Raw genomic sequence first — 24,726 nt, forward strand, 5'->3', positions numbered from 1 at the left:
GAGTGAGGGTGTGACCGACCCAGACGACCTCCCCGCCGCAGGCACGGCCGTGCTGTTGCGTGAGGGTGCCGACGGTGTCGAGGTGCTGCTGATGCGCCGACCCGACCGTGGATCCTTCCCCGGTGCCTGGGTCTTCCCCGGCGGCAAGCTCGAACCGGTCGATCGTGTCGACGGAGCGCCGGAGCAGGACGACGCTCGCCGTGCCGCCATCCGCGAGACCCTCGAAGAGGTCGGCCTGGTCATCACCGATCCGGTGGTGCTGTCACGATGGCAGCCGCCCGTCGAGGCGCCCGTCCGCATCAGGACCTGGTTCTTCCTCGCGAGCGACCCTCGTGGGGCGATGCGGTTCTCGACCGATGAGGTCGTCGACGCGACGTGGATCGCCCCGTCCGAGGCGCTGCAACGGCATGCGACAGGGGAGTGGGCGCTGTTCCCACCCACCTGGATGACGCTTCGCGAACTCGTCCGAGTCGAGAGCGTCGAATCGGCCCTCGCCTCCGGCGGTGCAGCGCGGCACTTCTCGACGAGGGTCGTCGAGACCGACCAGGGCATCGCCTACGAATGGGACGGTCTGCGCCTCGAGACGTATTCGCGGCCGTGGAGGCTGCGCGAGACCTAGCTCGCGAGCAGACGGCGCAGGTGCCCGCCCACGGCCTCGGTCTCGATGAGGAAGCCGTCGTGCCCGAAGTCGCTGGTCAGGACGACCGCCTCGGTGCCGTCGAGCGTGTTCGGGATGCTCCGCGCGATGCGGTGCTGACCCTCGACGGGGAACAGCCGGTCACTGTCGATCCCGAGCACGAGAGTGGTGGCGGTCACGGTGCGCAGGGCCTCTTCGACGCCGCCCCGGTCGCGACCGACGTCGTGCGAGTTCATCGCCTCGACGACGGTGATGTAGCTGTTCGCATCGAATCGACGGGTGAACTTGTTGCCGTGGAAGTCGAGGTACGACTCGACGGCGAAGCGCCCGCCGTGCCCGAGAGGAGACACCCCGGACTGCCATGAGCGCTGGAACCGCTGATTGAGCTCGATCGGGCTGCGATAGTTCAGCAGCGCCATCCGGCGGGCGAGCGCGAGGCCGCGGTGAGGCCCGTCGCCGTCGGCGAGGTCGTAGTACTCGCCGCCCTGGAACCGCGGATCCATGCGGATGGTCTCGAGCTGAACAGTGTTGAGTGCGATCTGATCGGCGGTGGTGACGGGGGGAGAGGAGAGCACCGCCAGCCGTTCGACGCGCTCGGGGTGTGAGACCGCCCACTCGAGCGCGTGCATCCCACCCATCGAGCCGCCGATGACGGCCGCCCAGGCGTCGATGCCGAGAGCGTCGGCGAGCCGCACCTGGGCCGCGACCTGATCGCGGATGGTCAGGTACGGGAAGCGCGATGCCCACTCGTATCCGGACGGCGCGATGCTCGCGGGTCCGGTGGAGCCCTGGCATCCACCCAGCATGTTCGGCGCGATGACGAACCACCGGTCGGTGTCGACCGGTGCGCCCGGTCCGACGATGTCGTTCCACCAGCCTGCTGTGGGGTGCCCCGCCTCGGCATCGCCGCGCACATGGCTGTCGCCGGTGAGGGCATGCAGAACGAGGATGGCGTTGTCGCGCGCCGGGTTCAGCTCGCCCCAGGTCTCGTAGGCGAGGCGGACGCCGGGGAGCTCCGAGCCGCTCTCGGTGCGGAAAGGGCCGGAGGAGGCGAACTGCCGCCCGCCGGCGGGGTCGCCGTCGCGCCAGGCTCCGGTCGCGGGTGGTCGCGCGCGGAGCAGACGCACGTCGGCCTCCGTCACGGGCGCCGAGGGCACCGTGTCTTCCGAGGTCGTCTGCCAGTCCATGCTCCCATTCTCGCCCGGTGCGCGATCGGTCGGACGAACGTTACGGTTCCCGGGTGTGCCGCGTGTGGCGTCGTGGCGTGAAGGCCTCAGCGGGCGAGGGTCGTGACGGTCGCGAGATGATCGCTGTTCCCGACCCGTGCCGTGGTCGACTCGAGCACTGTCAGCCCTCGTACGAAGACATGATCGATACGGGCGAGCGGCAGAGCGGCGGGCCAGGTGAGACCGAGAGTGCCATCGGTCGGTCTGACCCAGTCGAGCCGCGAGCGGACGGCGCTCAGCGCGGGGTCGGCGGACGCGGCGTTGAAATCGCCCACGACAACGATCGACTCCGCAGAGTCTGAGGCGACGGCGTCGGCGATGCCGGAGAGCATCGTGTCTCGCTCCTGCTGCACACCCGGACGCACGGACGCGGCGTGCATGACATAGACGGCGAGGTCGCCGTCCGGGGCGTTCACGACGACACGCAAGGCGCGTTTCCAGTCGAGCCCGAGTGTCAGCGCCTGGGCATCCGCGATCGGATACCGGCTCCAGACGGCGACCGTTCCGATCGCGTACGAGTGCGGATAGGCCGCGGCGAGGGTCTCGCGTGCGGCCTCGAGGCTGTCGCCGTCGAGCTCGGTCAGGGCGATCACGTCGGCGGACATGTCGGCGAGCTCGGCCGCCGAGGCGGCCGCTCCACCCGAGTGCGCTCGTACGTTCTGGCTCACGATCTCGAGCGGCGTGCTCTGGGCGGGAGCACCCGCGGCGAGACCGGGAGCGGACGGCAGCATCGCGAGCGCCCAGACGAGGATGGGCGCGAGGAGGACCAGAGTGACGCGGCGTGCCAGAACCAGTGCCAGGGCGACGAGGATGGCGAGAGCGAGCCCCCACCACGGCAGCACCGCCGCCGCAGCGGTTCCGACGATGCCGGGGACCCAGACGCAGACGACCAGGACGAGGATCACCACGCCGACGCCGGCGATCACACGTCCCGCACGCGCGGACGATCGTCGACGCGAGGTCGGTGTCGTGGTGACGTCGATCATGGGCTCCTCCGGGCAGACCTCCCATTCTCGATGCAGCGTCTGTGCGTCAGCCGTGCGAGCCCGACTCGGAAGACCGGGAGTTCGCTCCGGCTGTGAACGCGGAAGTGCCCCGAGCCGGGGCTCGGGGCACTTCCGATCGTCCGCAGCGCGGATCAGGCGCGAGCGGCCTCCGACACGCGACGAGCCGCGGCGAGCGCCTCGTCGAGGTCTGCCTTCAGGTCGTCGATGTTCTCGATGCCGACCGACAGGCGCACGAGGCCGGGCGTGACGCCGGCGGTGAGCTGCTGCTCGGGCGTGAGCTGTGCGTGCGTGGTCGAAGCCGGGTGGATCACGAGCGAGCGCACGTCACCGATGTTGGCGAGGTGGCTGAACAGCGACAGGCTGTTGACGAACTCGCGACCGGCCTCCACGCCGCCCTTCAGTTCGAACGACAGCACGGCGCCGACGCCCTTGGGGGCGTACTGGTTGGCCTTGGCGTACCAGGGGGAGGAGGGCAGGCCGGAGTAGTTGACCGAGGCGACGTCGTCGCGGCTGTCGAGCCACTCGGCGATCTCCTGGGCGTTCTGCACGTGGCGCTCGATGCGCAGCGACAGCGTCTCGATGCCCTGGATGAGGTTCCAGGCGCTCTGCGGTGCGATGGCGGACCCGAGGTCGCGAAGCAGCTGCACGCGCGCCTTGATGATGTACGCGAGCGGGTCTCCGACGGCCGCGGTGTAGCTGGCGCCGTGGTAGGAGGGGTCGGGCTCGGTGAGACCGGGGAACCGCTCGACGTTCTTCGACCACTCGAACGTGCCGCCGTCGATGATCGCACCGCCGATGGTGGTGCCGTGGCCGCCGAGGAACTTGGTGACGGAGTGCACGACGATGTCGGCACCGTGCTCGAACGGGCGGATCAGGTACGGGGTCGCGATCGTGTTGTCGACGATCAGCGGCACGCCGCCCTCGTGGGCCACGTCGGCGACGGTGCGGATGTCGAGGATGTTGATCTGCGGGTTGCCGATGGTCTCGGCGAAGAAGAGCTTCGTGTTCGGGCGGACAGCGCGGCGCCACTCTTCGGGGTCGTCCTGGTTCTCGACGAAGGTGACCTCGATGCCGAGCTTCGCCAGCGTGTACTTGAACAGGTTGTACGTGCCGCCGTAGATCGAGCTCGACGACACGATGTGGTCGCCGGCCTGAGCGATGTTGAGCACCGCGAACGTCGACGCGGCCTGGCCGCTGGAGAGGACGAGGGCACCGGTGCCCCCCTCGAGCGCTGCGAGGCGCTGCTCCAGGACATCCTGGGTCGGGTTCTGGATGCGGGTGTAGATGTTGCCGAACTCGGCCAGCGCGAAGAGGTTCGCCGCGTGGTCCGCGCTGTCGAACACGTACGACGTGGTCTGGTAGATCGGCGTGGCGCGGGCCTTGGTCACGGGGTCGGGAGCAGCGCCGGAGTGGATCTGCTTGGTCTCGAAACGCCAGGTCTCGGGTGCGGACATGTGTTCCCCCTGGAACTGTTGGAAGGTCGATACGACTGATGTCGTTGCAAGCGACAGTACGGAACATCGGCGTCTGTCAACAGTGAGTGGGAAATGTGACGTAATGAACACGGCCCGGAGTCAGGGCAGAGCCGGTCGGCCGCTCAGTCCTGCGTCAGCAGCGCAGCCGCCCAGGTGCGCGCGATCGCGAACGGCTCGGTGAACGTCGCCATGCCCACCGTGACGATCGCGCCCTCGTACAGCAGCATCATCGCCTGCGCCGTCGCGCGGGGATCACGCATACCGGCCTCGGCGCAGAGCTCCTCGAACACCTCGAGCAGCCAGATCTTCTGGCGGGAGACCTCGGGGAACACCGGATGGTCGTCATTGCCGGCCCCGATCTCGGCGCGTGCGTTGATCGCGCTGCAGCCCTTCGGGCTGTTCTCGTCCGACCACGAGATCGCGGCATCGAAGATCGCGAGTACGCGGTCCGGTCCCGGCTCGGGTACCCGCGCGAGCTCTGCTGCCACGTGGTCGCGCCACCGGGCGTCTCGGTGCTGCAGGTACGAGACCACGAGAGCCTCCTTCGACCCGAACCGGTCGTAGAGAGTCTTCTTGGTGACCCCGGCGGCCTCGGCGATCGTGTCGACGCCGACGGCATGGATGCCTCGCTCGTAGAACAGCGTCGAGGCGGCGTCGAGGACGCGTCGTCCTCCCGGTGTGAGGGGGACGAGTTCCGGAACGCGCTGCGTCATGCTCCCGACTATACCAGTCTGTATAGTCGGGAGCATGAGTAAACAGATCGGTCTACTTCGCGTCATGGTGACGGTCGCTGCGTCGGTGGCCTTCGTCGTGACCTGGAGCTCGGGCTTCATCATCCCGGCGTTCGCCACTGTCGACGTGTCGCCGCTGACGCTCCTCGTCTGGCGCTTCGTGCCGCTCGCCGTGATCCTCCTCGCCGTCGTCCTGCTCACCGGCGCGGGCAGGGGAGTGAGCGGTCGTGACCTGCGCACTCAGGCATCGATCGGAGTCTTCGCGCAGTTCGGATACTGCGTCGCCGTGTACGGCGCCGTCGCCGCGGGCATCGCGACGGGGACGGTCGCACTGATCGACGCCGTGCAGCCGCTCGTCGTGGCCGTGCTCGTCGGTCCGGTGCTCGGTCTGCGGGTGCGAGGTGCCCAGTGGGTGGGCCTGGGGTCGGTGCGGTCGGCGTGCTGCTCGTCGTGCGCTCGGAGTTCGGGTCGTCTGCGGCGCCTCCCGTCGCCTACCTGCTGCCGGTCGTCGCGATGGCCTGCCTGACCGTCGGCACGCTCCTGCAGCGCAGATCGACCGTCGAGACCGGCGTGCTCCTGACCCTCACCGTGCACGTCACGGTGACAGCGGTGCTGCTGCTCGTCATCGCCGGGGTCGCGGGAGTCCTGGCCCCGCCGTCGTCGGCGTCGTTCTGGCTCGCGGTCGTGTTGACCGCTGTGTTCCCGACCCTGGCGGCATACGGCCTCTACTGGTGGCTCCTGCGCCGGGTGGGCATCACCGCCCTGCAGGCGCTGCTGTTTCTGATCGCGCCGGCGACCTCTCTCGCCGGTGGCCTCCTGCTGGGAGAGCCGCTCACCGTCGTCACGGTCGTCGGATTCCTCCTCTGTGCTGTGGGCGTCGCCGTCGTCCTCGTCGGCGAGGCGGGGAGAGACGATGACGACCGGAAATCACGACCCGAGGGCGTGCGCCCGCGATCCCGGCCGGAACATCGTACGGTGGAGACATGGTGAACAGGCGTGCAGTGGTGACCGGTGCGAGCTCGGGAATCGGGGAGGCGACGGTGCGCGCTCTGCGCGCCCGCGGCTGGGGAGTCGTCGGGGTCGCGAGACGCGCGTCGCGTCTCGCCGCCCTCTCGGAGGAGACCGGTGCGTCGACGATCGCCTGCGATCTGACCGATCCCGATGCCGTGGCAGCGCTGATCGGAGAACTCGAGGCCTCGGGCCCCGTGCATGCGCTCGTGCAGGTCGCCGGCGGAGCACGCGGCACCGACCGTGTCGAGAACGCCTCCACGGATGACTGGCAGTGGATGTACGACGCGAACGTACTGGCGAGCCAGCGCCTCGTCGCCGGACTCCTGCCGTCGCTCCGTCGCGCCGCGGCTGCGGACGGGCATGCCGACACGGTGTTCGTGACGTCGACCGCCGCTCAGGTCGCCTACGCCGGCGGCGGCGGGTACAACGCCGCCAAGGCCGCGCAGTCGATGCTCGTGCACGCGCTGCGGCTCGAGCTGAACGGCGAGCCGATCCGCGTCGCCGAGATCGCTCCGGGGATGGTGCACACCGAGGAGTTCACGCTCAACCGGCTGGGTGGGGATGCGGTCGCCGCCGAGGCGGTGTACTCGGGCGTCGAAGCTCCTCTGCGCGCGGAGGACGTCGCGGATGTCATCGCCTACGCACTCGATGCCCCGGGCCATGTGAACCTCGATCTCATCACGATGCGCCCCGTCGCGCAGTCCGCGAACCACCTTCTCGCGCGGGGTCCGCTGCGGGTGCGCCCGATCAACTGATCGATGACTGCACGGACGCTCGCCGAACTCGCATCCGACGGTCTGATCGATGCGGAGTGGGCCGAGGCCCTCTCGCCGGCTCAGGAGATCATCACGGCACTGGGTGAGCGTCTCCGCGAGGAGCAGGCTGCGGGGCGCGGCTACCTGCCCGCGGGTGATCACGTGCTCCGTGCGTTCCAGCGTCCGATGTCGGACGTCAAGGTGCTCATCACCGGTCAGGATCCGTACCCCACCCCCGGGCACCCGATCGGACTGTCCTTCGCGGTCGATCGCGAGGTTCGGCCGCTGCCTCGGAGCCTCGGCAACATCTACAGGGAGCTCGACAGCGACCTCGGCATCCCTCCTGCCCCGCACGGCGATCTCACCGCGTGGAGCGAGCAGGGCGTGCTGCTGCTGAACAGGGTGCTCACGGTGCGCCCCGGCGAAGCGGGGTCGCACCGCCGCTGGGGGTGGGAGCAGGTGACCGAGCTCGCGATCACGGCGCTGGCCGCTCGTGATCGGCCGCTCGTGGCGATCCTGTGGGGCAAGGACGCCGCGAGTCTCGAGCCGCTGCTCGGGGACACACCCGTGATCGCATCGGCGCACCCTTCTCCGCTCTCCGCCCGTCGGGGTTTCTTCGGCTCGCGACCGTTCTCGCGGGCGAACGAGATGCTCGAGGCTCTGGGATCGACCCCGGTCGACTGGCGCGTCGACGGCGAGCCCCCTCTAAGCTGATCGCATGCAGTTCGAGCCCGGTGATCGCCGCCGTGTGCTGCCGCGCCATCTTCGCCCGCAGCAGGAGCCCGAGGTGTTCTCGTACTCGATCCGCCCCGCGCGCGCCGGAGACCTTCCGTATGTGCGAGAGATCTACAACCACTTCGTGAGCAACTCGGTCGTCACGCTCGATGAGCGGCGCAGCAGCATCCCGTACTGGCGAGAGAAGTTCGCCCTGCTGAACAGGCTCGGTCTGCCGTTCCTCGTCGCGGTCTCACCGACCGGCGTCGTGATCGGCTACGCGCTCGCTCAGCCGTGGGCGGGCAAGAACGCGTACAAGTACACGGTCGAGGACTCGATCTATCTGGGGCCGGGGGCCGGAGGCAAAGGCCTCGGGGCCGCGCTGCTGCAGGCGCTCATCGACGCGTGCGAGCAGCTCGGCATCCGAGAGATGGTCGCCGTGATCAGCGACACCAAGGCGGATGCCTCCATCCGGCTGCACGCGAAGCTCGGCTTCGTCGAGGCCGGGCGCATGGGGCGCGTCGGTCACAAGTTCGGCCGTGACCTCGGCACCGTCTACATGAGACGTGCGCTGCGTCCGAGCCGGCGACGCAGGTTCTTCAGCACCGGCTCGGCGCGCTGACCGCCGGAGTCATTCCGGGGGAACCGGGATGACCGGGATCGCCGCCAGCAGCGCCTTCGTGTAGTCCTGTGTCGGGCGCAGCAGGACGTCGTGGGTGGAGCCCCGCTCGACGATGCTCCCGTCCTTCATCACGACCACCGTGTCGCAGAGGTTCTGCACGACGCCGATGTCGTGGGAGACCAGCACGAGGGTCAGATCGGCGGTGCGTCGCAGCTCGATCAGGAGGTCGAGGATCTGCGCGCGCACCGTGACATCGAGGGCGGAGAGCGGTTCGTCGCCGATGAGGATGCGCGGCCCGTGCACGATCGCCCTCGCCAGAGCGATGCGCTGCCGCTGGCCGCCGGAGAACTCGTGGGGATAGCGATCGGCCATCTCCGCATCGAGCCCCACTCTGTCGAGCACTGCGTGCACCCGGGTGCGGTGATCGCCGTCGATGCCGAGGGCCCAGAGCGGCTCGCGGATGATCTGTCCCGCGGTCATCCGTGGATCGAGCGACGCATACGGGTCCTGGAAGACGAGACCGGTCTGTCGGCGCAGCCAGTGCAGGGACTTCGCCGATTCCGTGGCATCCACCGTCCTGCCGTCGACCGTGACCGTGCCGGCCGTCGGACGGTCGAGTCCGAGCAGCAACCGGATGAGGGTGGACTTGCCCGATCCCGATTCTCCGATGATCCCGACGGACGAACCTTCGACGATGTCGAGATCGGTGGGGGCGAGGGCGGTCTGGGTGCGGGTGCGCTCGAACGCCGACCGCTTCGGGATCACGAAGTCCCGGGTCAGTGATCGTGCCTCGATCAGGCTCACCGTGCTCCTCCCTCGGGGCGCCAGAGGGTCGCGGTCGCGTCGCGGAGGAGGCCCTGTGTGACCGAGGACTTCGGAGCGCTCAGCAGCGTGCTCACCGGCGCCGCCTCGACGACGTGCCCGTCTTCGAGCACGACGCCCTGAGTGGCGACCTGCGCGAGCACAGCGAGATCATGCGTGATGAACACCAGCGACATGCCCTGCTCCTCGACGAGTCTCAGCAGCAGCGAGAGGATCTCCGCCTGGATGGTGACGTCGAGAGCGGTGGTCGGCTCATCCGCGATGAGGAGGCGGGGGCGGCAGGCGAGAGCCATCGCGATCGCCACACGCTGGCGCTGTCCGCCGGAGAGCTGGTGCGGATACCGGTCGACGATCGACTCCGGGTCGGGCAGGCGCACGCGAGCGGCTTCCTGGACGGCGCGTTCGCGGGCTTCGCGTCGGCCGATGCCCTCGTGGATGCGGATCGACTCGGCGATCTGACGGCCGACGGTGCGGATGGGATTCAGCGCCGTCCGCGGCTCCTGGAACACGATCCCGATCTCGTCGCCGCGCAGTCGTGCGAGCTCTCGGTCGGGCATCCCGATCAGCTCCGTGCCCTTCCACCGGATGCTGCCGCTCGCGACGGCCCCGTCGGGAAGCAGCCCGAGCACGGCGAGCGCGGTGAGCGACTTTCCGGACCCCGATTCGCCGATGAGGCCGACTCTGGCGCCGTCGGGCACCTCGAATGAGATGCCGTCGACGACGGGACGTCCGTCGATCCGGACGACGAGATTCTCGACGACGAGACTCATGCGACCACCGCCGGGGTGTGGATCTCCGCTGCCCGATGCCGGAGCGTCGGGTCGGTGGCCTCGCGCAGGCCGTCTCCGAGGAGGTTGAGCGCGAGCACCGTGAGCGTGATGGCGAGACCCGGCCAGATGACCGAGAGCGGATGCACGCCGATGTAGCGCTGCAGATCGGCCAGGAGCAGGCCCCAGCTGGGCTCGGTGACGGAGGCGCCGAAGCCGAGGTACGAGAGTCCTGCCTCGGCGAGCACGGCGACGGCCATCGACCACGACAGCTGCACGATGAACACGGGTGCGACGTTGGGGAGCAGATGACGCACGAGGCTCTGCGAGGTCGTGAGTCCCGACGCCCGAGCGGCGAGCACGAAGTCGCTCTGCTGCACTCGCCGCAGCTCGGGGCGGGTGACGCGCGCGATGTTCACGCCGAAGCCGATTCCCACCGACCAGATCACGACCCAGAGGGAGCCGCCCCACACGGAGGAGATCATCATGGCGATCAGGAGCACCGGGAACGCGATCAGGATGTCGACGAGCACGGCGACGGTCTCACGGAGCCAGCGGCCGGTCAGCGCGCCGAGGGCTGCGAGGGCGATGCCGACGAGAGTCGCGATGATCCCGGCGCCGAGGCTCACGAACACCGTGGTCCGCGCACCGGCCATGAGGAGGCTGAGGATGTCGCGTCCGGTGTCGTCGGTGCCCAGCAGATGTGGCCAGCTGGGAACCGCCCAGCGGTTGCGCACATCGGACGCCTGCGGGTCGAACGGCGTCCAGAACAGCGCGAGGAGAGCGGTGACGGCGATGATCGCGACGACGATCAGGCCGAAACGCCCCGTGCCGGTGCGCCACAGTCGCGGGAGCCAACCGGGCATCATGCCTCTCTCTGTCGGGGATCGATCGCCCGATGGATCAGGTCGACCACGAAGCCGACGACGAGCACGAATCCGGTGAGCACCAGCAGCTCGCTCTGCACCTTGATCAGGTCTCGCGTCCCGACATCGGCCACGAGCATCCGCCCGATGCCGGGGAGGGTGAAGAGCTGCTCGATGACGACGGATCCCACGATGATCCCGGCGACCTGGAGTCCGAGGACGGTGATGATCGACAGGCCCACCGCGGGGATGCCGTGCGAGATGAGCGCGCGCGTACGCGTGAGGCCCTTGGCCGCAGCCGTGCGCACGAAGTCCTGACCGGCGGCCTGCAGAGTGGCGCTTCGCACGAAACGCATGAGCATGGCGCCCTCGACGATGCCGATCGTGAGTGCAGGGAGGAGCAGCGACTCGATCGCCTTGCCGGGCGTGCTCCATCCGGTGCGGGGGAAGCCCTGAGGGGGGAGCCATCCGAGCCAGACGGAGAAGACGACGATGAGCATCATGCCCGCCCAGACCACCGGCACGGCCGCCAGAGCCTGCGCGCCGACGCTGAGGGCCGTGCCGCCCCGACCGCCGCGCCGCACCGCGGCGAGGATCCCGAAGGGAACGGCGATGAGCACGGCGATGAGCAGGGACATGATCCCGAGTGGCACGGTCACCTGCGCCTTGAGTACCAGCTCCTCGCCCACCGACGCACCGGAGAGCAGGGACGTGCCGAGGTCGCCGCGGAAGATGCCGCCGATCCACTCGGCGTACTGCGTGGGGAGCGGACGGTTGAGTCCCAGGGACTCACGCAGCGCCTCGACCTCGGCGGGGGAGGCCTGGGTGCCCGCGATGAGCTGCGCGACGTCTCCGGGGAACACTCGGAGCGTGAGGAAGATCAGCGCGCTCGACACGAGGAGCCCTGCGATGAGCAGGGCTCCTCGGACGAGCGCATAGCGGATCACGACGCGGGGGTCGTCACTTCTCGGTGGAGACGGTCACGCCCGCGAGGTTGATGCGCGAGTTGATCGAGTCCTCCGGGAATCCGGAGACGAGCGGGCTCACCGCCGTGATCGTCGCACCGTTGTAGAGCCAGTCGGCGGCGTGGTCCTCGGAGACGATGCGCGCGGCCTTCGCCAGCAACTCGGCCGACTTGTCGGGGTCGACCTCGGCGAGTGCGTCGGTGTAGAGGCTCTGCACCTCGGCGTTGTCGTAGCCGAAGTAGTAGTCGGGGTTCGCGAAGTTGCCGAAGTCGCGGGGCTCGACGTGCAGCACGAAGCTCAGGTCGTAGTCGTGGTTCGTGTAGACGTCCTCGAGCCAGGTGGGGAACTCGACCGAGTCGACGTCGAGCGTGACGCCCACCTTCTGGAAGTCGGAGATGAGGACCTTCGGAACCGTGGTTCCGTAGAAGTTCGGGATCGTGAGCGTGAGCTCCAGATCCTCCTGGCCCGCCTCCTCGAGCAGCTGCTTCGCCTTCTCCGGGTCGTACGAGACCACGTCCGAGAGATCCTCGTAACCGGGATCGAGCTCCGGGATCGGACCGTAGAGAGTGGACCCCGCCCCGACAGCCTCGACGAGAGCCTCGTGGTCGATCGCCAGGCGCAGCGCCTCGCGCACCTTGACGTCGTCGAGCGGTGCCTTGGCGTTGTTGAACGCCAGCGTCGCCTTATCCGTCGTGCGCCCCGTGGTGAGGGTGAAGTCACCGGAGTCCTCGAGCTGCGGCGCGAGGTTCGGGTCGACTGCGGTCAGCACCTGGACTCCGCCGTCGAGTGCCGTGTTCACTCCCGCCGTGAAGTCGGGGATGTACTGGAACTCGACCTCGGCGACGCCTGCGGGGTCACCCCAGTACGCCTCGTTGCGGGCGAAGGTGATCGCGCTGCCCTTGTTCCACCGGGTCAGCGTGAACGGGCCGGTGCCGTTCTCGGCGGTCTTGAGGTCGGTCGTGTCGCCCGTCTGGAACACGAGTCCCGCAGGACCGGTGAGTGAGAAGAGGAAGTTCTGGTTCGGCTCGCTGAGCACGATCTGCACGGTCGTCGCGTCCGGGGCCGTGATCGAGGCCACCGAGGCGAACTCGGCGTTGCCCTGGAGGGTGGCGTCCGTGCGGACGGCTTCGTACGAGGCGACGACGTCGGCGGACGTCAGTGCGGTTCCGCTGTGGAACGTGATCCCGTCGTTCAGCGTGAACGTGTAGGTGAGCCCGTCGTCGGACACCTCGTAGTCGGAGGCGAGGCGCGGCTCGATCTCGTTGTCCTGCGAGCGGCTCACGAGGCCCTCGTAGATGTTGTCGATGAGGATCTGCTCGAGGGCTGCGCCGCTCGTGTGGCGGATGTCGAGGTTGGTCGGCTCGAGCACGAGTCCCACCTGGAGCGTCGCGTCCGGATCCGGCTCGCCGACCGGCGCCGTCGTCTCCGGTTGGGCCGTGCCGGTGCAGGCGGTGAGGATGACGGCGCTCGCCGCGATCGCGGAGATCAGCGCGAGTCGTCGCGTACGTCGGAACATGGGTGGTTTCCTCTCGGGCGGCAGGTGCTGTGTGCCGGTGGTTCGAGCCTAGGGATGTGTCCGGGTGGTGAGGCGGAATGTGGAACGGGGCGTCACATTCCTGCTGTGGGGACGCGGGCGGCGATCAGGGCAGCCAACTCCGCCGGAGCGGTCTCCTGCACGTTGTGGGTGGCTTTGATCGCGACCACACGAGCTTCGGGGAGGCGGCGGGCGAAATCCTCCGCATCCGCCGCGCTCACGAATCCATCGATCGCCCTGACCAGGGTGACCGGGGCGGATGTGCGCTCGAGATCATCCCAGCCGCTCGTGTTCAGAGCAGAGGGCGCCGAGGCTTCTCCGGCGTCGTGAGCTGCGAGCGCCTGCGCGGCGAGATGGGCGAAGTGGTGCTTCCACTCGATGCGCCCGTCCTGGCGCACGCGGGTGTTGAGGAACACGCCCCGTTCCGTGTCGGGGCGTGCACCGCCGAAGCCCAAGGCGATCGCCCGATCGACCAGCTCGTCGCGGGTCGCGAAATCGGTGGGTCCCGCGTAGAACTCGCGCAGCGCGGCGGGGCCCGCCGATGTGTCGATCCCCGGTGTGATGTCCACGACGATCAGCTCGGCGACGAGATCCGGTCGTGCGGCGGCCAGCGCGGCCCCGGTGAGGCCGCCGAGCGACTGTCCGATGACCAGCTGCGGTGCATCGGTCCACGCGTCGAGTGCCGCGGCGACGTCGAGGGCGAGCGTGCGCGGGGTGTAGTCGGCGTCGTCGCGCCACGACGAGTCGCCGTGGCCGGCGAGGTCGATCACGAGCACGGGCTGGTGCAGGGCGAGCACGGTCGTGTCCCACGTGTGTGCGTTGAGTCCCGCGCCGTGCAGAAGCGTGATGCGCGGCGACCCGTCGCCGAAACGCAGTGCGCTCACCTGACGTCCGTCGGTGAGCGACAGAGTCAATCGCTCGACGGAAGGAACGGAGACGCTCAGCGCCTCTGCCTGTGCGGGAAGATAGCTGAACTCGCTGATGTCGATCGCCACCTGCATATTCTGCTCTGGTTTGCCCACGCTCGGGAAATGTGAGAGCAATGAGTCAAGTGATTGCGATTTACTACCTGGCGTTACGTTGATCAGAGTCGCGTGTGAGTTGTCTTTCTGCATGTCAGGTGTGTGTCTCTCCTTGGCCAGGATTCCCATACGGCGGAATATCATTGGGGTATGAGCGAGACGCGAGTGCACCTCTCCAAGACCGAGCCCGCCGCCTATCAGGCCCTCGACGCGTTCGCCCGCACGGTCGGTGAGATCTGTGCCGCGAACGGCATCGACGACCGGCTCAAGGAGATCGTGATGATCCACTGCTCCCAGCTGAACGGGTGCAGCTTCTGCACGAGGCTTCACGTGGACCGGGCGCTCAAGGCGGGGATCGACACCGACACCCTGATGCAGATCGCGACGTGGCGGGAGAGCGACGTGTTCAGCGAGCGTGAGGTGGCCGCGCTGGAGCTCGCCGAGGCGTTCACTTTCATCTCGGAGGAGGGGATCTCCGACGACGTCTACAACCGCGTCGGCACCGTGTTCACCGAGAAGGAGTACGCGGCCCTGAGCTGGGCGTGCGTCTCGATCAACGCGTTCAACCGCGTCGTCATCGCCGGTCGATACCCGGTTCCGCCGCGCACCCCGCAGGCGCAGGCATGACGGCCGTCGACATCGAGGGCGTGAACAACGTCCGTGACGTCGGTGGGATGCCTGCGGTCGGTGGCCGCATCCGCTCCGGCATCCTCCTGAGGTCCGGCCAGCTCTCGGGGGCGAGCGCGGCCGGCGCCGAAGCGCTGAGTCGACGCGTCGCGCACATCGTCGATCTGCGCGACGGAGAGGAGGTTTCGGCGGAACCCACCGAGATCGAGGGCCCGGACACCACGCATCTCCCGCTGTTCCTCGGATCCGTCCGCTCGTTCTTCGAGACGGACACGAGTCTGGAAGACCTCTACCTGCACCTTCTCGAGGAGAGCGGTGAGCGGCTCGTCGCGGCCATCCGCGTCATCGCCGCGGGGGAGCCCACCCTCGTGCACTGCACGGTCGGCAAAGACCGCACCGGGGTGACCGTGGCGCTCGCGCTCGCCGCGGTGGGCGCCGACCGCGAGGCGATCATCGAGGACTACGCCCTCACCGAGTCGCAGCTTCCTCCTGAGCGGTCGCAGCGCATCGCCGCCTACCTGCGGTCCCAACATCCGGAGGCTGTGCATGCCGTGGCTCTGGCGACGCAGTCGCCGGCGCCGGTCATGAGGGCACTGCTCGACGACGTCGACGCCCGCTGGGGGTCTGCGGCCGGTTACCTCCGCGCGAACGGCATGACCGATTCCGAGCTCGAGGCGCTGCGTGACGCTCTCGTGGAACCGATCGTCGACCAAGGTTAGGCAACCCTTCACCTGGTGTACCATGGAAGCATCATGGAGACCTTCCTCGAGACCCGCAGCACGCGCGCAGAGCGCCGCGCCGCGCGTCGTCGCGCACACCACCTGGTGACGGCTGACGAGCACTCGCTCGCCGAACTCGAGGTCTTCCTCGCGACTCTGCCGCTGTGCGCATCCGGTCGGATCTTCATCGAGGTCCCCGAGACCGCCGACATCGGCGTGATCGATGCTCCCGGCCGCATGACCGTGACCTGGCTCGCCCGCGGTGAGCGTTCCGGCGCTCCGGGCACCGGTCGCGCGTGCGCACCCGGGCAGGCGCTCGCCCGCGCGACATGCGCCTGGGCAGACGAGATGCTCTGCGACGACGAGTTCGAGACGCACGTCACGCTGCTGGGCGGATACCTCGGGACAGCCGACATCGTCGAGCACCTCACCGGCGTGCTCGAGATCCAGCCCGCACAGATCTACGCGCCGGAGCGCTTCGGGCTTCTTCCCTCCGAGCGCTGAGCCGCACCCGCCCGGCGCACGTAGTTGCCGTCTTCCAGACCCGCCTCGATCTCGAAGCGGTTGTGGAGCGGGTCCCGTCCGGCGAAAAAGTACAGCACCGGCAGCAGGATGCCGTAGCGGAGCCACTGCGCTTTGTGCACGGCTTCGTGGCGCAGCACGGCATCGCTCGGTCGCGCATCACCGGTCAGGAAGCATCCGCCGACGCACACCCCGCCCCGGTTGAACGTCCAGTTCGGCATACCGCGGAAGACCCAGAGGCCGGCTCGTCGCTCGACCGGACCCGTGCTCCACAGTGATCCCCAGACCCAGCCGACCGTCGTGCCCCACCAGTACCCGGCGCGACTGATCGGCGAGCGCAGCAGGAACGACGGGATGCGGCGGTCGAGACGGCGTCCGCGCTCGAGCGCACGCTCAGCCGCCGGACGCCAGTCCTCGCTCATGCGACCGCTCCGACGAGGCGCAGCAGCGCTCCGAGATCCTCGACCGCGTCGGCCGGAGTGCGAGGGGCGAAGCCGGCGATGGTCGCTCCGGCCAGCGGAACGCGTGTCCTGAGCGCACGCACCGCCGCGCTCAGCGCCGCGGGAGAAAGGCCGAACGGCGAGGGGGAGGAGACGCCGGCGATCTCGGCCGGATCCAGCACATCGACGTCGATGTGCACCCAGACGCGGCTCGCGCCTGTGGCTTCGACGGCGTCGGCGAGGGAATCGACGTCATCGAGGTCGTTCACCGAGAGCTGTACGAGGTCGTCGAGTGCGGCGACCTCGGCATCGTCGAGGTCGCGCATGCCGACGGTGATCACGCGATCCCGCGGGATGCCGGGGGCCAACGCGAGCTGCGGTTCTCCTTCGCCGAGTACGGCTCGCAGCGACATGCCGGAGAACGCACCGGACGGCGACGTCTCGGGGGTGTTCATGTCGGCATGCGCGTCGCACCACACGACGGCGAGATCGTCGGTGCCGCCGGGTAGGGCGGCGAGGGCAGCGACGGTGACGCTGCAGTCCCCTCCCACCACGACGGTGTCGGCCGTCATGGCCTCGTGGACGAGCTCGCGCGTGCGCAGAAGGGCGCTGAGCCGGCGCACGCCTGTGCCGAGTGACTCGCCGGCTTCGACGGGCACATCGAGCACGGTGGTCGACGCACGTGGAAGATCACCCGCGATCGCCGACGCGCCGTCGACGAGGAGCATCGCGCGCGGTGCAGGGGAGCCCTGCCACTGCGGGACGACGAGGAATCGCACCATGGGTGCCTCCAGCTATGAAAGAGCGGATGCCCCGGACGCACGGGTCCGGGGCATCCGCGAGATGTGTCAGGAACCTTCGATGGCCTGACGGGGGGCGGAGCCGCCCGCCTTCAGCTCGGCGAGACGCGCCTCGACCTCGGTGAGCTCCCCGAGATCCTCGAGGCTCTCGAACTGCGCGTCGAGGCTGGAGGCTGCGAGCTCGATCTTGCCCTGAGCGAGAGCCTCCTGGCGGCGGACCTTGTCTTCGAAGCGGCCCAGCTCGCTGGTCGGGTCGAGGACGTTGATCGACGAGACCGCGTCCTGCACCTTGGTCTGCGCTTCGGCGACCTTGGCGCGGGCGAGCAGCTCGCTGCGCTTGTTCTTGAGCTCGCCGAGCTTGTCCTTCATGCCGTTGAGGCCGGACTTGAGCTTGTCGACGATCTCGGTCTGAGCGGCGATCTGCGGCTCGGCACCGGTGGCCTCGCGCTCGGCGCTGATCTGGCGCTGCAGCGCGATCTTGGCGAGGTTGTCGAACTTGTCGGCATCCGCGGCGTCGCCGGTCGAGCGCATCTCGTCAGCCTTGCGGCTTGCTGCGAGCGCCTTGTTGCCCCACTCGGTGGCCGCCTGGACGTCTTCTTCGTGGTCGCGCTCGAGGAGACGCAGGTTGCCGATGGTCTCGGCGATCGCCGACTCGGCGTCGGCGATGCTGTTCGTGTAGTCGCGGACGAGCTGATCGATCATCTTCTGCGGGTCTTCCGCAGAGTCCAGGAGCGAGTTGATGTTCGCGCGGACGAGGGTCGAGATACGTCCGAAGATGGACTGCTTGGTCATGCGTGGTTCCTTTCAGAGGGTCGGACTCGATGTCTGGGGTCGTGGTGTGTGCGGTTCAGAAGCGTCGTCCTCCCGAACGGCCGCTGCGGCCGCTGGAACGGCTCCCGCCGCCTCCGCCGAAACCGGAGCTGCGGAATCCGCCGCCACCGCTGGATCGCCAGCTGCTGCTCCGAGAGGAGCCGCCACCTCCGCCGCCGCCCGACAGGAGGCCGCCGATGATGCCGCCGAGGATGTCGCCGCCGAGGCCGGAGGAGCCTCCTGGGTTGCCGCCGCCGAAGACGCCGCCGCCGCCCCAGCCGTCGTTCTCGTAGCGGCTCGGGTTCATCGCCTCGACGTCGGCCTGCGCGGACGAGGTCGCCTGCCTGGCGAGGTCGAGCGCGCGCCCGGCCTCGGTGAGCGCGGCCTCGGGGTTCGAGGAGCGGAGGTCGAGCGCCTGGGTGAGGGCTGCTTCGGCCTGCGAGAGCCGGGTGCGCGCCGTGGAGCCGACCGTTCCTCGGCGGGTCTCGATGTACTCACGCGCCGCTCGGATCTCGGATCCCGCCTGCGCGAGCGTCTGCTCGAGCATCTGCTGCGCACGCCTGGACCGTTCGAGGGCCTGCGTTCCCTGCGCGATCGCGGCATCGATCTGCGCGTTCGCTGCGGTCAGTGCTTCGAGGACTCTCTGCGGGCTGCGCGATGATCCGGTCAGATTCGCCTGCGCCTGCTGCAGCTGCTGCGTGGTTCCTGCGGCGACCGCGGAGATGGCCCCGGCGGAGTCGGGAAGCTGCTGCGCGGCGGCGATGTCGCCCTGAAGCTCTGCGACCAGCGCCTGAGCCTGGGATTCGATGTTCGCCAGTTCCGTGCCCAGCGCCGTGATCGCCTGGACGAGCTGGGTCGCCTGCGCGACGGACTGCTCGGCCGTGCGGATCGCGAACGCCGCTTCACCGGAGCGCCCTGCCGCGATCGCGTCTGCGGCCGCGGCGAGCGATCGGTCGGCGAGCGCCGCGCGCTCCTGCGCCTGGGTGGGATTCTCGACGACGGTCGCGAGTGCCGCCTGATCGTAGGTGGCGGAGAGTGCCGCGAGCGATTGCGCCGCACCCGCGAGCACCGGGTCGAGCGTCGCGCGCTCGCCACGGACGCGCTCGAGCTCCTGCGGAGCGTTCTGCTCCAGCTTGCGCAACGCGTCGAACGCCTCGGTGTTGTCGTCGAGGACGTCGTCGATCTCATCGCAGATCCCGATGATGCGGATGTGCCAGGCGCGGCGGTCGTGGACCGTGTCCTCGATCTCGTCGTCGAGCTTCTGCTTGAGGTCGAAGGCCTCCGACATCTTCGCCTTGGCGGTCTCGACGGCACCGCTGAACTCTGCGGTGGCGGCTTCGCCGAACTGCGCCACGGCGAAGCCGAGCTCCTCGCGACTCGACGTGATCGCGTCGTCCGCCTGCACGAGCGCGGCGCCCGCCTGCGTCTGCACCTGCTCGTCGGTCAGGGTCGAGAACGGGTCGTTCGGGTCGGGCTTCTCGGGCATCGCACCTCGCCGGCGGATCTCGGCGCTGCGCCGGGAGCGGCGGATGAGCGCGACGATCAGCCACACGATCAGACCGAGAGCGATGATCCCCGCGACGATGAGCGTCGCGCGGAGTGCGCCGGCCCCACCGTCGCCCTGGATCTCGTCGGCCGCGAGGACGATCGCGCCCTCCCAGTCGTTCTGAGTGGCCAGACTCTGGATCTTCTCCTCGACGTCGTCGAGCTTGCTGTCGCTGAGCGGGCCGTCGGAGGCTGCAGAGATGTAGTAGCTGCGGCCCTCGACCGCGATGGCGAGCAGGTACTGCTCGGACCCGAGGTTGTTGTTCTGAGCCACCGTGTCTGCCCACTCGACGTTGTCGGTGGGAGAGGTGAAGTCGTCGACGAGGACCACGAAGAGGTCTGCGGAGGAGTTGTCGCTGAGGGTCTGCAGCCTCGCCTCGACCGCATCCTCCTGGTCCGGCGACAGCACACCCGCCTCATCGGTGACGTAGCCGGAGTCGAGGGTGAGCGGATCGGTCGCGGATGCCGCAGAAGCGGAGAAGACTCCGGCCGCCGCGGCCGCGGTCAGTGCGGCCAGCGCCAGCCACCGTGTCTTCATCGTGTTCCCTCCGACCGGCAGCCGAGCCCCATGGCACGAGTCTATGCACACACGCCGACACGCGACAGCATCCGAGCGGCGATAGCCGTTCGCCCTCAGCGGAGACACATACGCTGGAGGGCATGGACGACAGGTACGGATCGGATGTGCTCGCGGCTGGTTGGCGGGAGCGCGCGGCGAAGCCGGTGCCGCAGGTGCCGGCCGAGCTCGACCTCGTCGTCGAGGTCGCGGACGACGGCTACTGCGGTGCTGTCACGCGTGTGCAGGGCGGCAACGTCGAACTCGAGGATCGTCTCGGCCGCAAGCGGCTCTTCCCGCTCGGCGGCGGATTCCTCATCGACGGATCGCCGGTGCGCCTCACCGTCCCCGCCCCGAGGGAGCAGGGGTTGCGGCGCACGGCATCCGGATCCTTCGTGGTCGCCGACCAGCGTGCGCGCACCGCTCTGCCGAGTCGCATCCTCGTCGAGGGCAAGCACGATGCCGAGCTCGTCGAGAAGGTGTGGGGAGCGGATCTGCGTGTCGAGGGCGTGGTCGTCGAGTTCCTGCAGGGCGTGGATCTGCTCGATGAGCTGCTCGCGGCGGAGCCGCCGAGCGACTCCCGACGATACGGCGTGCTCGTCGACCATCTGGTACCCGGCTCGAAGGAGTCGCGCATCGCCGACGCCGTCGCGCGCGGCCCTCATGGGAGGCATGTGCGCATCGTCGGGCATCCGTTCGTCGACGTCTGGCAGTGTGTGACGCCGCGGGCGCTGGGGATCGCGAAGTGGCCGGAGATCCCGCGGGGGACCGACTGGAAGACCGGCATCTGCCGGGCGTTCGGCTGGCCGTACGAGACGCAGGGCGACACGGGCCGCGCCTGGCAGCACATCCTGTCGAAGGTGCACACATACCGCGATCTCGAACCGGCGCTGCTGGGCAGGGTCGAAGAGCTCATCGACTTCGTGACCGCCCCCGCCGCCTGATCCACGGTCCGTGGCGCCGGGCGTCGCCGACTACCCTGGAATCATGCCCGAACCCCGCACCTTCCGCGACGAACCGGTCTCGTTCGTACGCCGCAGCGGCCGGATGTCGGACGCGCAGGAACGCGCCTTCGACGAGCTCGGCCCGCACTACCTCCTCGACGTGCCACGCGACGTCGCGTGGACCTCGGTGCATCCGGAGGCCCGTCTGGACCCGAGCGCCGAGTACGGCCGTGACGCCGATCTCTACGTCGAGATCGGCTCGGGACAGGGGCACGCCATCGTCGCCGCCGCCTCGTCTCGACCCGACGACGACTTCCTCGCCGTCGAGGTCTTCCGAGCAGGGCTCGCCCGCACGATGCTCGACGCCGATCGAGAGGGCGCGCGCAATGTCCGCGTCGTCGAGGCGAACGCACCCGAGGTGCTCTCGTCGTACCTGCCCGAGGCTGCGGCAGCCGAGGTCTGGATCTTCTTCCCCGACCCGTGGCACAAGAAGAAGCACACCAAGCGCCGGCTCGTGCGCCAGGGGTTCGGTGAGACCGCCGCACGGGCCCTTCGCGACGGGGGACTGCTGCGTCTCGCCACGGACTGGGAGGACTACGCGCTGCAGATGCGCGAGGTCCTCGACGCCGACCCCCTGCTCGAGCGAGCCTTCGACGGCGAGTGGGCCGAGCGGTTCGACGGACGGGTGATGACCGCCTTCGAACGCAAGGGGATCGCCAAGGGGCGCGACATCCGCGACCTCGTGTATCGGCGGAAGTCGCGCGCGTGACCGACGCGCAGCGCACCTCGACGAGCTGGCCTGCCGTCGCTCCTGCGCTGCTGGTCTGCGCCGCCGCGCCGGCGTTCTTCGTCGCGCAGATCGCGTGGCTCGGATGGGTGCTGCTCGCGCTGGGCATCGGGGGAGCCTGGCTCGTCGAACGAGGACGCCCTGGTGCGGCTGAGCAGACCGTGAGCGCCGGAACGCGTCAGCCATCGCTCACCCGCGACCTCTCCCTGATCGCGCTGGGCATGCTCATCGTGAGCGTGATCCCGCTCGCAGCCGAGCTCGACAACCTCGCCATGCTGCGCTTCACGCTCGCCCTCGGCGGCGCGGTCGCGGTGCCGTACCTCGTGTCGCGCTTCGTGTTCCGTGACCGTGCGATCAGCTTCCCCTGGCGCACGCACCGGCGGTGGGGCCGTCTGCAGTGGGGCTGGCTGATCGCAGTGCTGGTGCTCGGCTGGCTGATCCTGCCGTTCTACTTCATCTCGAGCGGCGTGTATCAGAACTGGCCGGTCGTGGACTCGCCCGACCTCATCGCCCGGCTCTTCGTCGGCGTCGGCGCGGTCGGGATCTGGGATGAGCTGTTCTTCATCTGCACGGTCTTCGCCCTGCTGCGCCGACACTTCCCCGATGCGCTCGCGAACGTGCTGCAGATGATCGTGTTCGTCTCGTTCCTGTGGGAACTCGGCTACCGCGAGTGGGGCCCGCTGCTGACGATCCCGTTCGCGCTGCTCCAGGGCTTCATCTTCGTGAGGACGCATTCGCTCGCCTACGTCGTGACGGTGCACCTGCTCTTCGACGCCGTGGTGTTCGCGGTGCTCGTGCATGCCCACAATCCGGGGCTGCTGCCGATCTTCCTGCTCTGAGTGCCCGCGGTCGATACGATCGACACATGCTCATCGTCGGACTCGTCCTCGCCGCGGCCGCTGCCGCGTTCCACGTCTTCATCTTCGCGCTCGAGTCGCTGAAGTGGACCGAGCCCGAGACGAGGAAGATCTTCGGCGTCGCCAGCGAGGCGGATGCCGTGACCATGAAGGCGCTCGCATTCAACCAGGGCTTCTACAACCTGTTCCTGGCGCTCACCGCGCTGCTCGGTGTCGGCTTCGTGATCATCGGATTCACGACGGTCGGGCTCACGCTGGTGTTCGCGGGCACCGGCATGATGCTGGCCGCTGCTCTCGTGCTCGTGCTCTCCGACCCGTCGAAGCTGCGCGCGGCCGCGATGCAGGGCACGCTGCCGCTGCTCGCCGTGATCGCGACGGCTGTCGGCGTCGCGATCGGCTGACCTCAGCCTTCTGCTCGTCGACACGGGGTGACAATCCGGTCGACAGCGACCACACTCGGTGCATGGCCTCCTGGGTGCTGCACGTCGACATGGATCAGTTCATCGCCGCGGTCGAGGTGCTGCGCCGGCCTGAGCTCGCCGGTCTCCCGGTGATCGTCGGCGGGCGCGGTGATCCCACGGAGCGAGCGGTGGTCTCGACCGCCTCCTACGAGGCGCGCGCGTTCGGCATCGGGTCGGGCATGCCGTTGAAGATCGCGGCGCGCAAGGCGCCCGAGGATGCCGTCTTCCTCCCCGTCGATCACGAGGCGTACGAAGCGGCCTCAGCCGAGGTCATGGCGGCACTGCGCGCCCTTCCGGATGTCGTGCTGGAGGTCATCGGCTGGGACGAGTGCTTCCTCGGGGTCGACACCGACGACCCGGAGACTGTGGCCCGCTCGGCTCAGGCCGCGGTGCTCGACGCGACAGGGCTCCACTGCTCTGTCGGCGTCGGCGACAACAGAGTGCGTGCGAAGATCGCCACCGAGTTCGGCAAACCTCGGGGTGTGTTCCGCCTCACCGCCGAGAACTGGTTCGAGGTGATGGGCGACAGGCCGACGCGTGATCTCTGGGGAGTCGGGCCGAAGGTGCAGAAGAGGCTCGCCGCCCTCGGCATCCGTTCGGTGCGAGAGCTCGCGGATGCCGACGAGGAGCTGCTCGTCTCCGAGTTCGGTCCGCGGATGGGCGTCTGGTACCACGGACTCGGCTCGGGGCTCGGGCCGACCGCGGTCGATCCGACTCCGTGGGTGGCGCGCAGCCACAGCCGCGAGACGACGTTCCCGCAGAACCTCACCACGGCGAGGCAGGTGGAGGCCGCGCTCGCGGAGCTCGCCGGTCACGCCTTCGACGACTGCGCGGCCGAGGGGCGACCGGTCGTGCGGGTGCATCTCAAGGTGCGGTACGCGCCCTTCGAGACGAAGACGTTCGGACGCAAGCTGGCGGCGCCGACCACGGAGCGCGGCGATGTGATCGATGCAGCCCTCGCCCTCGGATCCACGATCGATCAGCAGCGAGAGGTCAGGCTCCTCGGCGTGCGGGCCGAGATGACGATGCCCGAGAGCGATGAGTCCGTGGAGCGGACGCCGGTCAGAGGGCGAATCTGACTCGAGTTCTCAGCCGGATCATCAGCGGATGACCGCAGCGATCGCGCTCACCTCGATCAGAGCGCCCGGCACGCCGAGCCCGGCGACGAGAGCGGCGGTGACCAGGGGAGGCGCGCCCTCGCGCGCGAGCGTCGAGGCCACTGCGCCGTAGGCGGCGCGCAGATCGGCATCCTGATGGATGTGGATGGTCCAGCTGACGACGTCGTCGAGGCCGGCGCCCGCGTGCTCGAGGGCGATGCGGGCGTTCTGGACGGCTCGGAGCGACTGCTCTGCGGCATCCGCCGAGACGAGTGCTCCGGTGTCATCGACGCCGTTCTGCCCGCCGACGAGGATCGTCGTCGCCCCGGGAGGGATGACGGCGACATGGCTGAAGGCCGGGCTCACGACGAGTCCGGCCGGCTGTGCGAGTGTGATCTCCATGCGCC

General features: G+C 69.0%; 29 protein-coding genes. 14 read left to right on the top strand and 15 right to left on the bottom strand.

Annotated features, from left to right (window positions below; genetic code table 11):
- Positions 1–10 precede the first annotated feature (10 nt).
- Positions 11–619, top strand: a complete 609-nt coding sequence (locus JOF42_RS09190) for an NUDIX hydrolase (protein WP_210097584.1) — start codon at positions 11–13, stop codon at positions 617–619.
- On the opposite strand, the gene metX is transcribed toward JOF42_RS09190, so the two are convergent.
- The 4 genes from metX to JOF42_RS09210 form a co-directional block, all read right to left on the bottom strand.
- Positions 616–1,824 carry a homoserine O-acetyltransferase MetX gene (metX, locus tag JOF42_RS09195; RefSeq protein WP_210097585.1) on the bottom strand — a complete coding sequence of 403 codons (1,209 nt, stop codon included), beginning with the start codon at positions 1,822–1,824 and terminating at the stop codon, positions 616–618. The two genes, JOF42_RS09190 and metX, sit on opposite strands and share 4 nt — an antisense overlap.
- Before the next feature lie 86 nt (positions 1,825–1,910).
- Positions 1,911–2,849: an endonuclease/exonuclease/phosphatase family protein gene (locus tag JOF42_RS09200; protein WP_210097586.1), complete on the bottom strand. Its 939-nt coding sequence runs from the start codon at positions 2,847–2,849 to the stop codon at positions 1,911–1,913.
- A gap of 152 nt (positions 2,850–3,001) precedes the next feature.
- Positions 3,002–4,324, bottom strand: coding sequence for a bifunctional o-acetylhomoserine/o-acetylserine sulfhydrylase (locus JOF42_RS09205; protein WP_210097587.1), 1,323 nt, complete (start codon positions 4,322–4,324; stop codon positions 3,002–3,004).
- 143 nt (positions 4,325–4,467) lie between these two features.
- Positions 4,468–5,058 carry a TetR/AcrR family transcriptional regulator gene (locus JOF42_RS09210; RefSeq protein ID WP_210097588.1) on the bottom strand — a complete coding sequence of 197 codons (591 nt, stop codon included), beginning with the start codon at positions 5,056–5,058 and terminating at the stop codon, positions 4,468–4,470.
- Between the two features lie 34 nt (positions 5,059–5,092).
- On the opposite strand from JOF42_RS09210, the gene JOF42_RS17910 reads away from it, so the two are divergent.
- The 5 genes from JOF42_RS17910 to JOF42_RS09230 are packed head-to-tail and all read left to right on the top strand — an operon-like array spanning position 5,093 to position 8,178.
- Complete coding sequence (locus JOF42_RS17910) at positions 5,093–5,602, top strand: EamA family transporter (RefSeq protein ID WP_245340771.1); 510 nt, start codon at positions 5,093–5,095, stop codon at positions 5,600–5,602.
- Positions 5,515–6,066: a DMT family transporter gene (locus JOF42_RS17915; RefSeq protein ID WP_307803575.1), complete on the top strand. Its 552-nt coding sequence runs from the start codon at positions 5,515–5,517 to the stop codon at positions 6,064–6,066. The genes JOF42_RS17910 and JOF42_RS17915 overlap by 88 nt, the downstream gene beginning before the upstream one ends.
- Positions 6,060–6,842, top strand: coding sequence for an SDR family oxidoreductase (locus JOF42_RS09220; protein WP_210097589.1), 783 nt, complete (start codon positions 6,060–6,062; stop codon positions 6,840–6,842). Before JOF42_RS17915 ends, JOF42_RS09220 begins: the two co-directional genes overlap by 7 nt.
- Positions 6,843–6,845: 3 nt before the next feature.
- Positions 6,846–7,556: a uracil-DNA glycosylase gene (locus JOF42_RS09225; RefSeq protein WP_210097590.1), complete on the top strand. Its 711-nt coding sequence runs from the start codon at positions 6,846–6,848 to the stop codon at positions 7,554–7,556.
- A 4-nt stretch (positions 7,557–7,560) separates the two neighbouring features.
- Positions 7,561–8,178, top strand: a complete 618-nt coding sequence (locus tag JOF42_RS09230; RefSeq protein ID WP_210097591.1) for a GNAT family N-acetyltransferase — start codon at positions 7,561–7,563, stop codon at positions 8,176–8,178.
- Positions 8,179–8,187: 9 nt separating this feature from the next.
- Here the strand turns inward: JOF42_RS09230 and JOF42_RS09235 are convergent, their stop codons facing one another.
- From JOF42_RS09235 to JOF42_RS09260, 6 genes are all read right to left on the bottom strand, one after another.
- Positions 8,188–8,982 (bottom strand): ABC transporter ATP-binding protein, encoded by a 795-nt coding sequence (locus JOF42_RS09235; protein WP_210097592.1) that lies wholly within the window; start codon positions 8,980–8,982, stop codon positions 8,188–8,190.
- On the bottom strand, positions 8,979–9,770 hold the full coding sequence (locus tag JOF42_RS09240) for an ATP-binding cassette domain-containing protein (RefSeq protein WP_210097593.1): 792 nt from the start codon (positions 9,768–9,770) through the stop codon (positions 8,979–8,981). Before JOF42_RS09240 ends, JOF42_RS09235 begins: the two co-directional genes overlap by 4 nt.
- Positions 9,767–10,636 carry an ABC transporter permease gene (locus tag JOF42_RS09245; RefSeq protein WP_210097594.1) on the bottom strand — a complete coding sequence of 290 codons (870 nt, stop codon included), beginning with the start codon at positions 10,634–10,636 and terminating at the stop codon, positions 9,767–9,769. The genes JOF42_RS09240 and JOF42_RS09245 overlap by 4 nt, the downstream gene beginning before the upstream one ends.
- The gene (locus tag JOF42_RS09250; RefSeq protein ID WP_210097595.1) at positions 10,633–11,580 is read right to left on the bottom strand and encodes an ABC transporter permease; all 948 of its coding nucleotides are present in this window, start codon (positions 11,578–11,580) and stop codon (positions 10,633–10,635) included. Before JOF42_RS09250 ends, JOF42_RS09245 begins: the two co-directional genes overlap by 4 nt.
- Before the next feature lie 13 nt (positions 11,581–11,593).
- Positions 11,594–13,114 carry an ABC transporter substrate-binding protein gene (locus JOF42_RS09255; RefSeq protein WP_210097596.1) on the bottom strand — a complete coding sequence of 507 codons (1,521 nt, stop codon included), beginning with the start codon at positions 13,112–13,114 and terminating at the stop codon, positions 11,594–11,596.
- Positions 13,115–13,206: 92 nt separating this feature from the next.
- Complete coding sequence (locus tag JOF42_RS09260; protein ID WP_210099151.1) at positions 13,207–14,133, bottom strand: alpha/beta fold hydrolase; 927 nt, start codon at positions 14,131–14,133, stop codon at positions 13,207–13,209.
- A gap of 171 nt (positions 14,134–14,304) precedes the next feature.
- Here JOF42_RS09260 and JOF42_RS09265 point away from each other — a divergent pair, with 171 nt between their 5' ends.
- From JOF42_RS09265 to JOF42_RS09275, 3 genes are read left to right on the top strand one after another with little or no spacing between them, the layout of a single operon-like run.
- A complete protein-coding gene (locus tag JOF42_RS09265; RefSeq protein ID WP_210097597.1) occupies positions 14,305–14,781 on the top strand; it encodes a carboxymuconolactone decarboxylase family protein in 477 nt (158 codons plus the stop codon).
- Complete coding sequence (locus JOF42_RS09270; RefSeq protein ID WP_210097598.1) at positions 14,778–15,500, top strand: tyrosine-protein phosphatase; 723 nt, start codon at positions 14,778–14,780, stop codon at positions 15,498–15,500. The genes JOF42_RS09265 and JOF42_RS09270 overlap by 4 nt, the downstream gene beginning before the upstream one ends.
- A 33-nt stretch (positions 15,501–15,533) precedes the next feature.
- Positions 15,534–16,004, top strand: coding sequence for an SIP domain-containing protein (locus JOF42_RS09275; RefSeq protein ID WP_210097599.1), 471 nt, complete (start codon positions 15,534–15,536; stop codon positions 16,002–16,004).
- Here JOF42_RS09275 and JOF42_RS09280 read toward each other — a convergent pair.
- From JOF42_RS09280 to JOF42_RS09295, 4 genes are all read right to left on the bottom strand, one after another.
- The gene (locus JOF42_RS09280) at positions 15,962–16,444 is read right to left on the bottom strand and encodes a Fe-S oxidoreductase (protein WP_210097600.1); all 483 of its coding nucleotides are present in this window, start codon (positions 16,442–16,444) and stop codon (positions 15,962–15,964) included. The genes JOF42_RS09275 and JOF42_RS09280 overlap by 43 nt on opposite strands.
- Positions 16,441–17,244: an arginase family protein gene (locus tag JOF42_RS09285; RefSeq protein WP_210097601.1), complete on the bottom strand. Its 804-nt coding sequence runs from the start codon at positions 17,242–17,244 to the stop codon at positions 16,441–16,443. Before JOF42_RS09285 ends, JOF42_RS09280 begins: the two co-directional genes overlap by 4 nt.
- Before the next feature lie 66 nt (positions 17,245–17,310).
- Complete coding sequence (locus JOF42_RS09290) at positions 17,311–18,054, bottom strand: PspA/IM30 family protein (RefSeq protein WP_053095704.1); 744 nt, start codon at positions 18,052–18,054, stop codon at positions 17,311–17,313.
- 55 nt (positions 18,055–18,109) lie between these two features.
- Positions 18,110–20,155: a TPM domain-containing protein gene (locus JOF42_RS09295; RefSeq protein ID WP_210097602.1), complete on the bottom strand. Its 2,046-nt coding sequence runs from the start codon at positions 20,153–20,155 to the stop codon at positions 18,110–18,112.
- A gap of 122 nt (positions 20,156–20,277) precedes the next feature.
- On the opposite strand from JOF42_RS09295, the gene JOF42_RS09300 reads away from it, so the two are divergent.
- The 5 genes from JOF42_RS09300 to JOF42_RS09320 all read left to right on the top strand — a co-directional run bounded on the left by JOF42_RS09300 (position 20,278) and on the right by JOF42_RS09320 (position 24,301).
- Positions 20,278–21,117, top strand: coding sequence for a DUF3097 domain-containing protein (locus JOF42_RS09300; protein WP_210097603.1), 840 nt, complete (start codon positions 20,278–20,280; stop codon positions 21,115–21,117).
- Positions 21,118–21,160: 43 nt separating this feature from the next.
- Positions 21,161–21,886 (top strand): tRNA (guanosine(46)-N7)-methyltransferase TrmB, encoded by a 726-nt coding sequence (trmB, locus tag JOF42_RS09305; protein ID WP_210097604.1) that lies wholly within the window; start codon positions 21,161–21,163, stop codon positions 21,884–21,886.
- Positions 21,883–22,743 carry a CPBP family intramembrane glutamic endopeptidase gene (locus tag JOF42_RS09310; protein WP_210097605.1) on the top strand — a complete coding sequence of 287 codons (861 nt, stop codon included), beginning with the start codon at positions 21,883–21,885 and terminating at the stop codon, positions 22,741–22,743. The genes trmB and JOF42_RS09310 overlap by 4 nt, the downstream gene beginning before the upstream one ends.
- 26 nt (positions 22,744–22,769) lie before the next feature.
- A complete protein-coding gene (locus JOF42_RS09315) occupies positions 22,770–23,162 on the top strand; it encodes a DUF1304 domain-containing protein (RefSeq protein WP_210097606.1) in 393 nt (130 codons plus the stop codon).
- Between the two features lie 62 nt (positions 23,163–23,224).
- Positions 23,225–24,301, top strand: a complete 1,077-nt coding sequence (locus tag JOF42_RS09320; RefSeq protein WP_210097607.1) for a DNA polymerase IV — start codon at positions 23,225–23,227, stop codon at positions 24,299–24,301.
- Positions 24,302–24,322: 21 nt separating this feature from the next.
- On the opposite strand, the gene JOF42_RS09325 is transcribed toward JOF42_RS09320, so the two are convergent.
- Positions 24,323–24,721 (bottom strand): RidA family protein, encoded by a 399-nt coding sequence (locus tag JOF42_RS09325; RefSeq protein ID WP_210097608.1) that lies wholly within the window; start codon positions 24,719–24,721, stop codon positions 24,323–24,325.
- Positions 24,722–24,726 lie beyond the last annotated feature (5 nt).

Source organism: Microbacterium phyllosphaerae (genome assembly GCF_017876435.1).
GTDB classification, from domain to species: Bacteria; Actinomycetota; Actinomycetes; order Actinomycetales; family Microbacteriaceae; genus Microbacterium; species Microbacterium phyllosphaerae.

What these genes read in the sequence shown, in the direction of transcription:
- JOF42_RS09320 (WP_210097607.1), top strand. Translation starts at nt 23,225, where the DNA reads ATGGCCTCCTGGGTGCTGCACGTCGACATGGATCAGTTCATCGCCGCG.
- JOF42_RS09240 (WP_210097593.1), bottom strand. Translation starts at nt 9,770, where the DNA reads ATGAGTCTCGTCGTCGAGAATCTCGTCGTCCGGATCGACGGACGTCCC.
- JOF42_RS09225 (WP_210097590.1), top strand. Translation starts at nt 6,846, where the DNA reads ATGACTGCACGGACGCTCGCCGAACTCGCATCCGACGGTCTGATCGAT.
- JOF42_RS09220 (WP_210097589.1), top strand. Translation starts at nt 6,060, where the DNA reads ATGGTGAACAGGCGTGCAGTGGTGACCGGTGCGAGCTCGGGAATCGGG.
- JOF42_RS09275 (WP_210097599.1), top strand. Translation starts at nt 15,534, where the DNA reads ATGGAGACCTTCCTCGAGACCCGCAGCACGCGCGCAGAGCGCCGCGCC.
- JOF42_RS09210 (WP_210097588.1), bottom strand. Translation starts at nt 5,058, where the DNA reads ATGACGCAGCGCGTTCCGGAACTCGTCCCCCTCACACCGGGAGGACGA.
- JOF42_RS09280 (WP_210097600.1), bottom strand. Translation starts at nt 16,444, where the DNA reads ATGAGCGAGGACTGGCGTCCGGCGGCTGAGCGTGCGCTCGAGCGCGGA.
- JOF42_RS09285 (WP_210097601.1), bottom strand. Translation starts at nt 17,244, where the DNA reads ATGGTGCGATTCCTCGTCGTCCCGCAGTGGCAGGGCTCCCCTGCACCG.
- JOF42_RS09290 (WP_053095704.1), bottom strand. Translation starts at nt 18,054, where the DNA reads ATGACCAAGCAGTCCATCTTCGGACGTATCTCGACCCTCGTCCGCGCG.
- JOF42_RS17910 (WP_245340771.1), top strand. Translation starts at nt 5,093, where the DNA reads ATGAGTAAACAGATCGGTCTACTTCGCGTCATGGTGACGGTCGCTGCG.
- JOF42_RS09295 (WP_210097602.1), bottom strand. Translation starts at nt 20,155, where the DNA reads ATGAAGACACGGTGGCTGGCGCTGGCCGCACTGACCGCGGCCGCGGCG.
- JOF42_RS09245 (WP_210097594.1), bottom strand. Translation starts at nt 10,636, where the DNA reads ATGATGCCCGGTTGGCTCCCGCGACTGTGGCGCACCGGCACGGGGCGT.
- JOF42_RS09315 (WP_210097606.1), top strand. Translation starts at nt 22,770, where the DNA reads ATGCTCATCGTCGGACTCGTCCTCGCCGCGGCCGCTGCCGCGTTCCAC.
- JOF42_RS09255 (WP_210097596.1), bottom strand. Translation starts at nt 13,114, where the DNA reads ATGTTCCGACGTACGCGACGACTCGCGCTGATCTCCGCGATCGCGGCG.
- JOF42_RS09325 (WP_210097608.1), bottom strand. Translation starts at nt 24,721, where the DNA reads ATGGAGATCACACTCGCACAGCCGGCCGGACTCGTCGTGAGCCCGGCC.
- JOF42_RS09270 (WP_210097598.1), top strand. Translation starts at nt 14,778, where the DNA reads ATGACGGCCGTCGACATCGAGGGCGTGAACAACGTCCGTGACGTCGGT.
- JOF42_RS09265 (WP_210097597.1), top strand. Translation starts at nt 14,305, where the DNA reads ATGAGCGAGACGCGAGTGCACCTCTCCAAGACCGAGCCCGCCGCCTAT.
- metX (WP_210097585.1), bottom strand. Translation starts at nt 1,824, where the DNA reads ATGGACTGGCAGACGACCTCGGAAGACACGGTGCCCTCGGCGCCCGTG.
- JOF42_RS09230 (WP_210097591.1), top strand. Translation starts at nt 7,561, where the DNA reads ATGCAGTTCGAGCCCGGTGATCGCCGCCGTGTGCTGCCGCGCCATCTT.
- JOF42_RS09300 (WP_210097603.1), top strand. Translation starts at nt 20,278, where the DNA reads ATGGACGACAGGTACGGATCGGATGTGCTCGCGGCTGGTTGGCGGGAG.
- JOF42_RS09260 (WP_210099151.1), bottom strand. Translation starts at nt 14,133, where the DNA reads ATGCAGGTGGCGATCGACATCAGCGAGTTCAGCTATCTTCCCGCACAG.
- JOF42_RS09205 (WP_210097587.1), bottom strand. Translation starts at nt 4,324, where the DNA reads ATGTCCGCACCCGAGACCTGGCGTTTCGAGACCAAGCAGATCCACTCC.
- trmB (WP_210097604.1), top strand. Translation starts at nt 21,161, where the DNA reads ATGCCCGAACCCCGCACCTTCCGCGACGAACCGGTCTCGTTCGTACGC.
- JOF42_RS09200 (WP_210097586.1), bottom strand. Translation starts at nt 2,849, where the DNA reads ATGATCGACGTCACCACGACACCGACCTCGCGTCGACGATCGTCCGCG.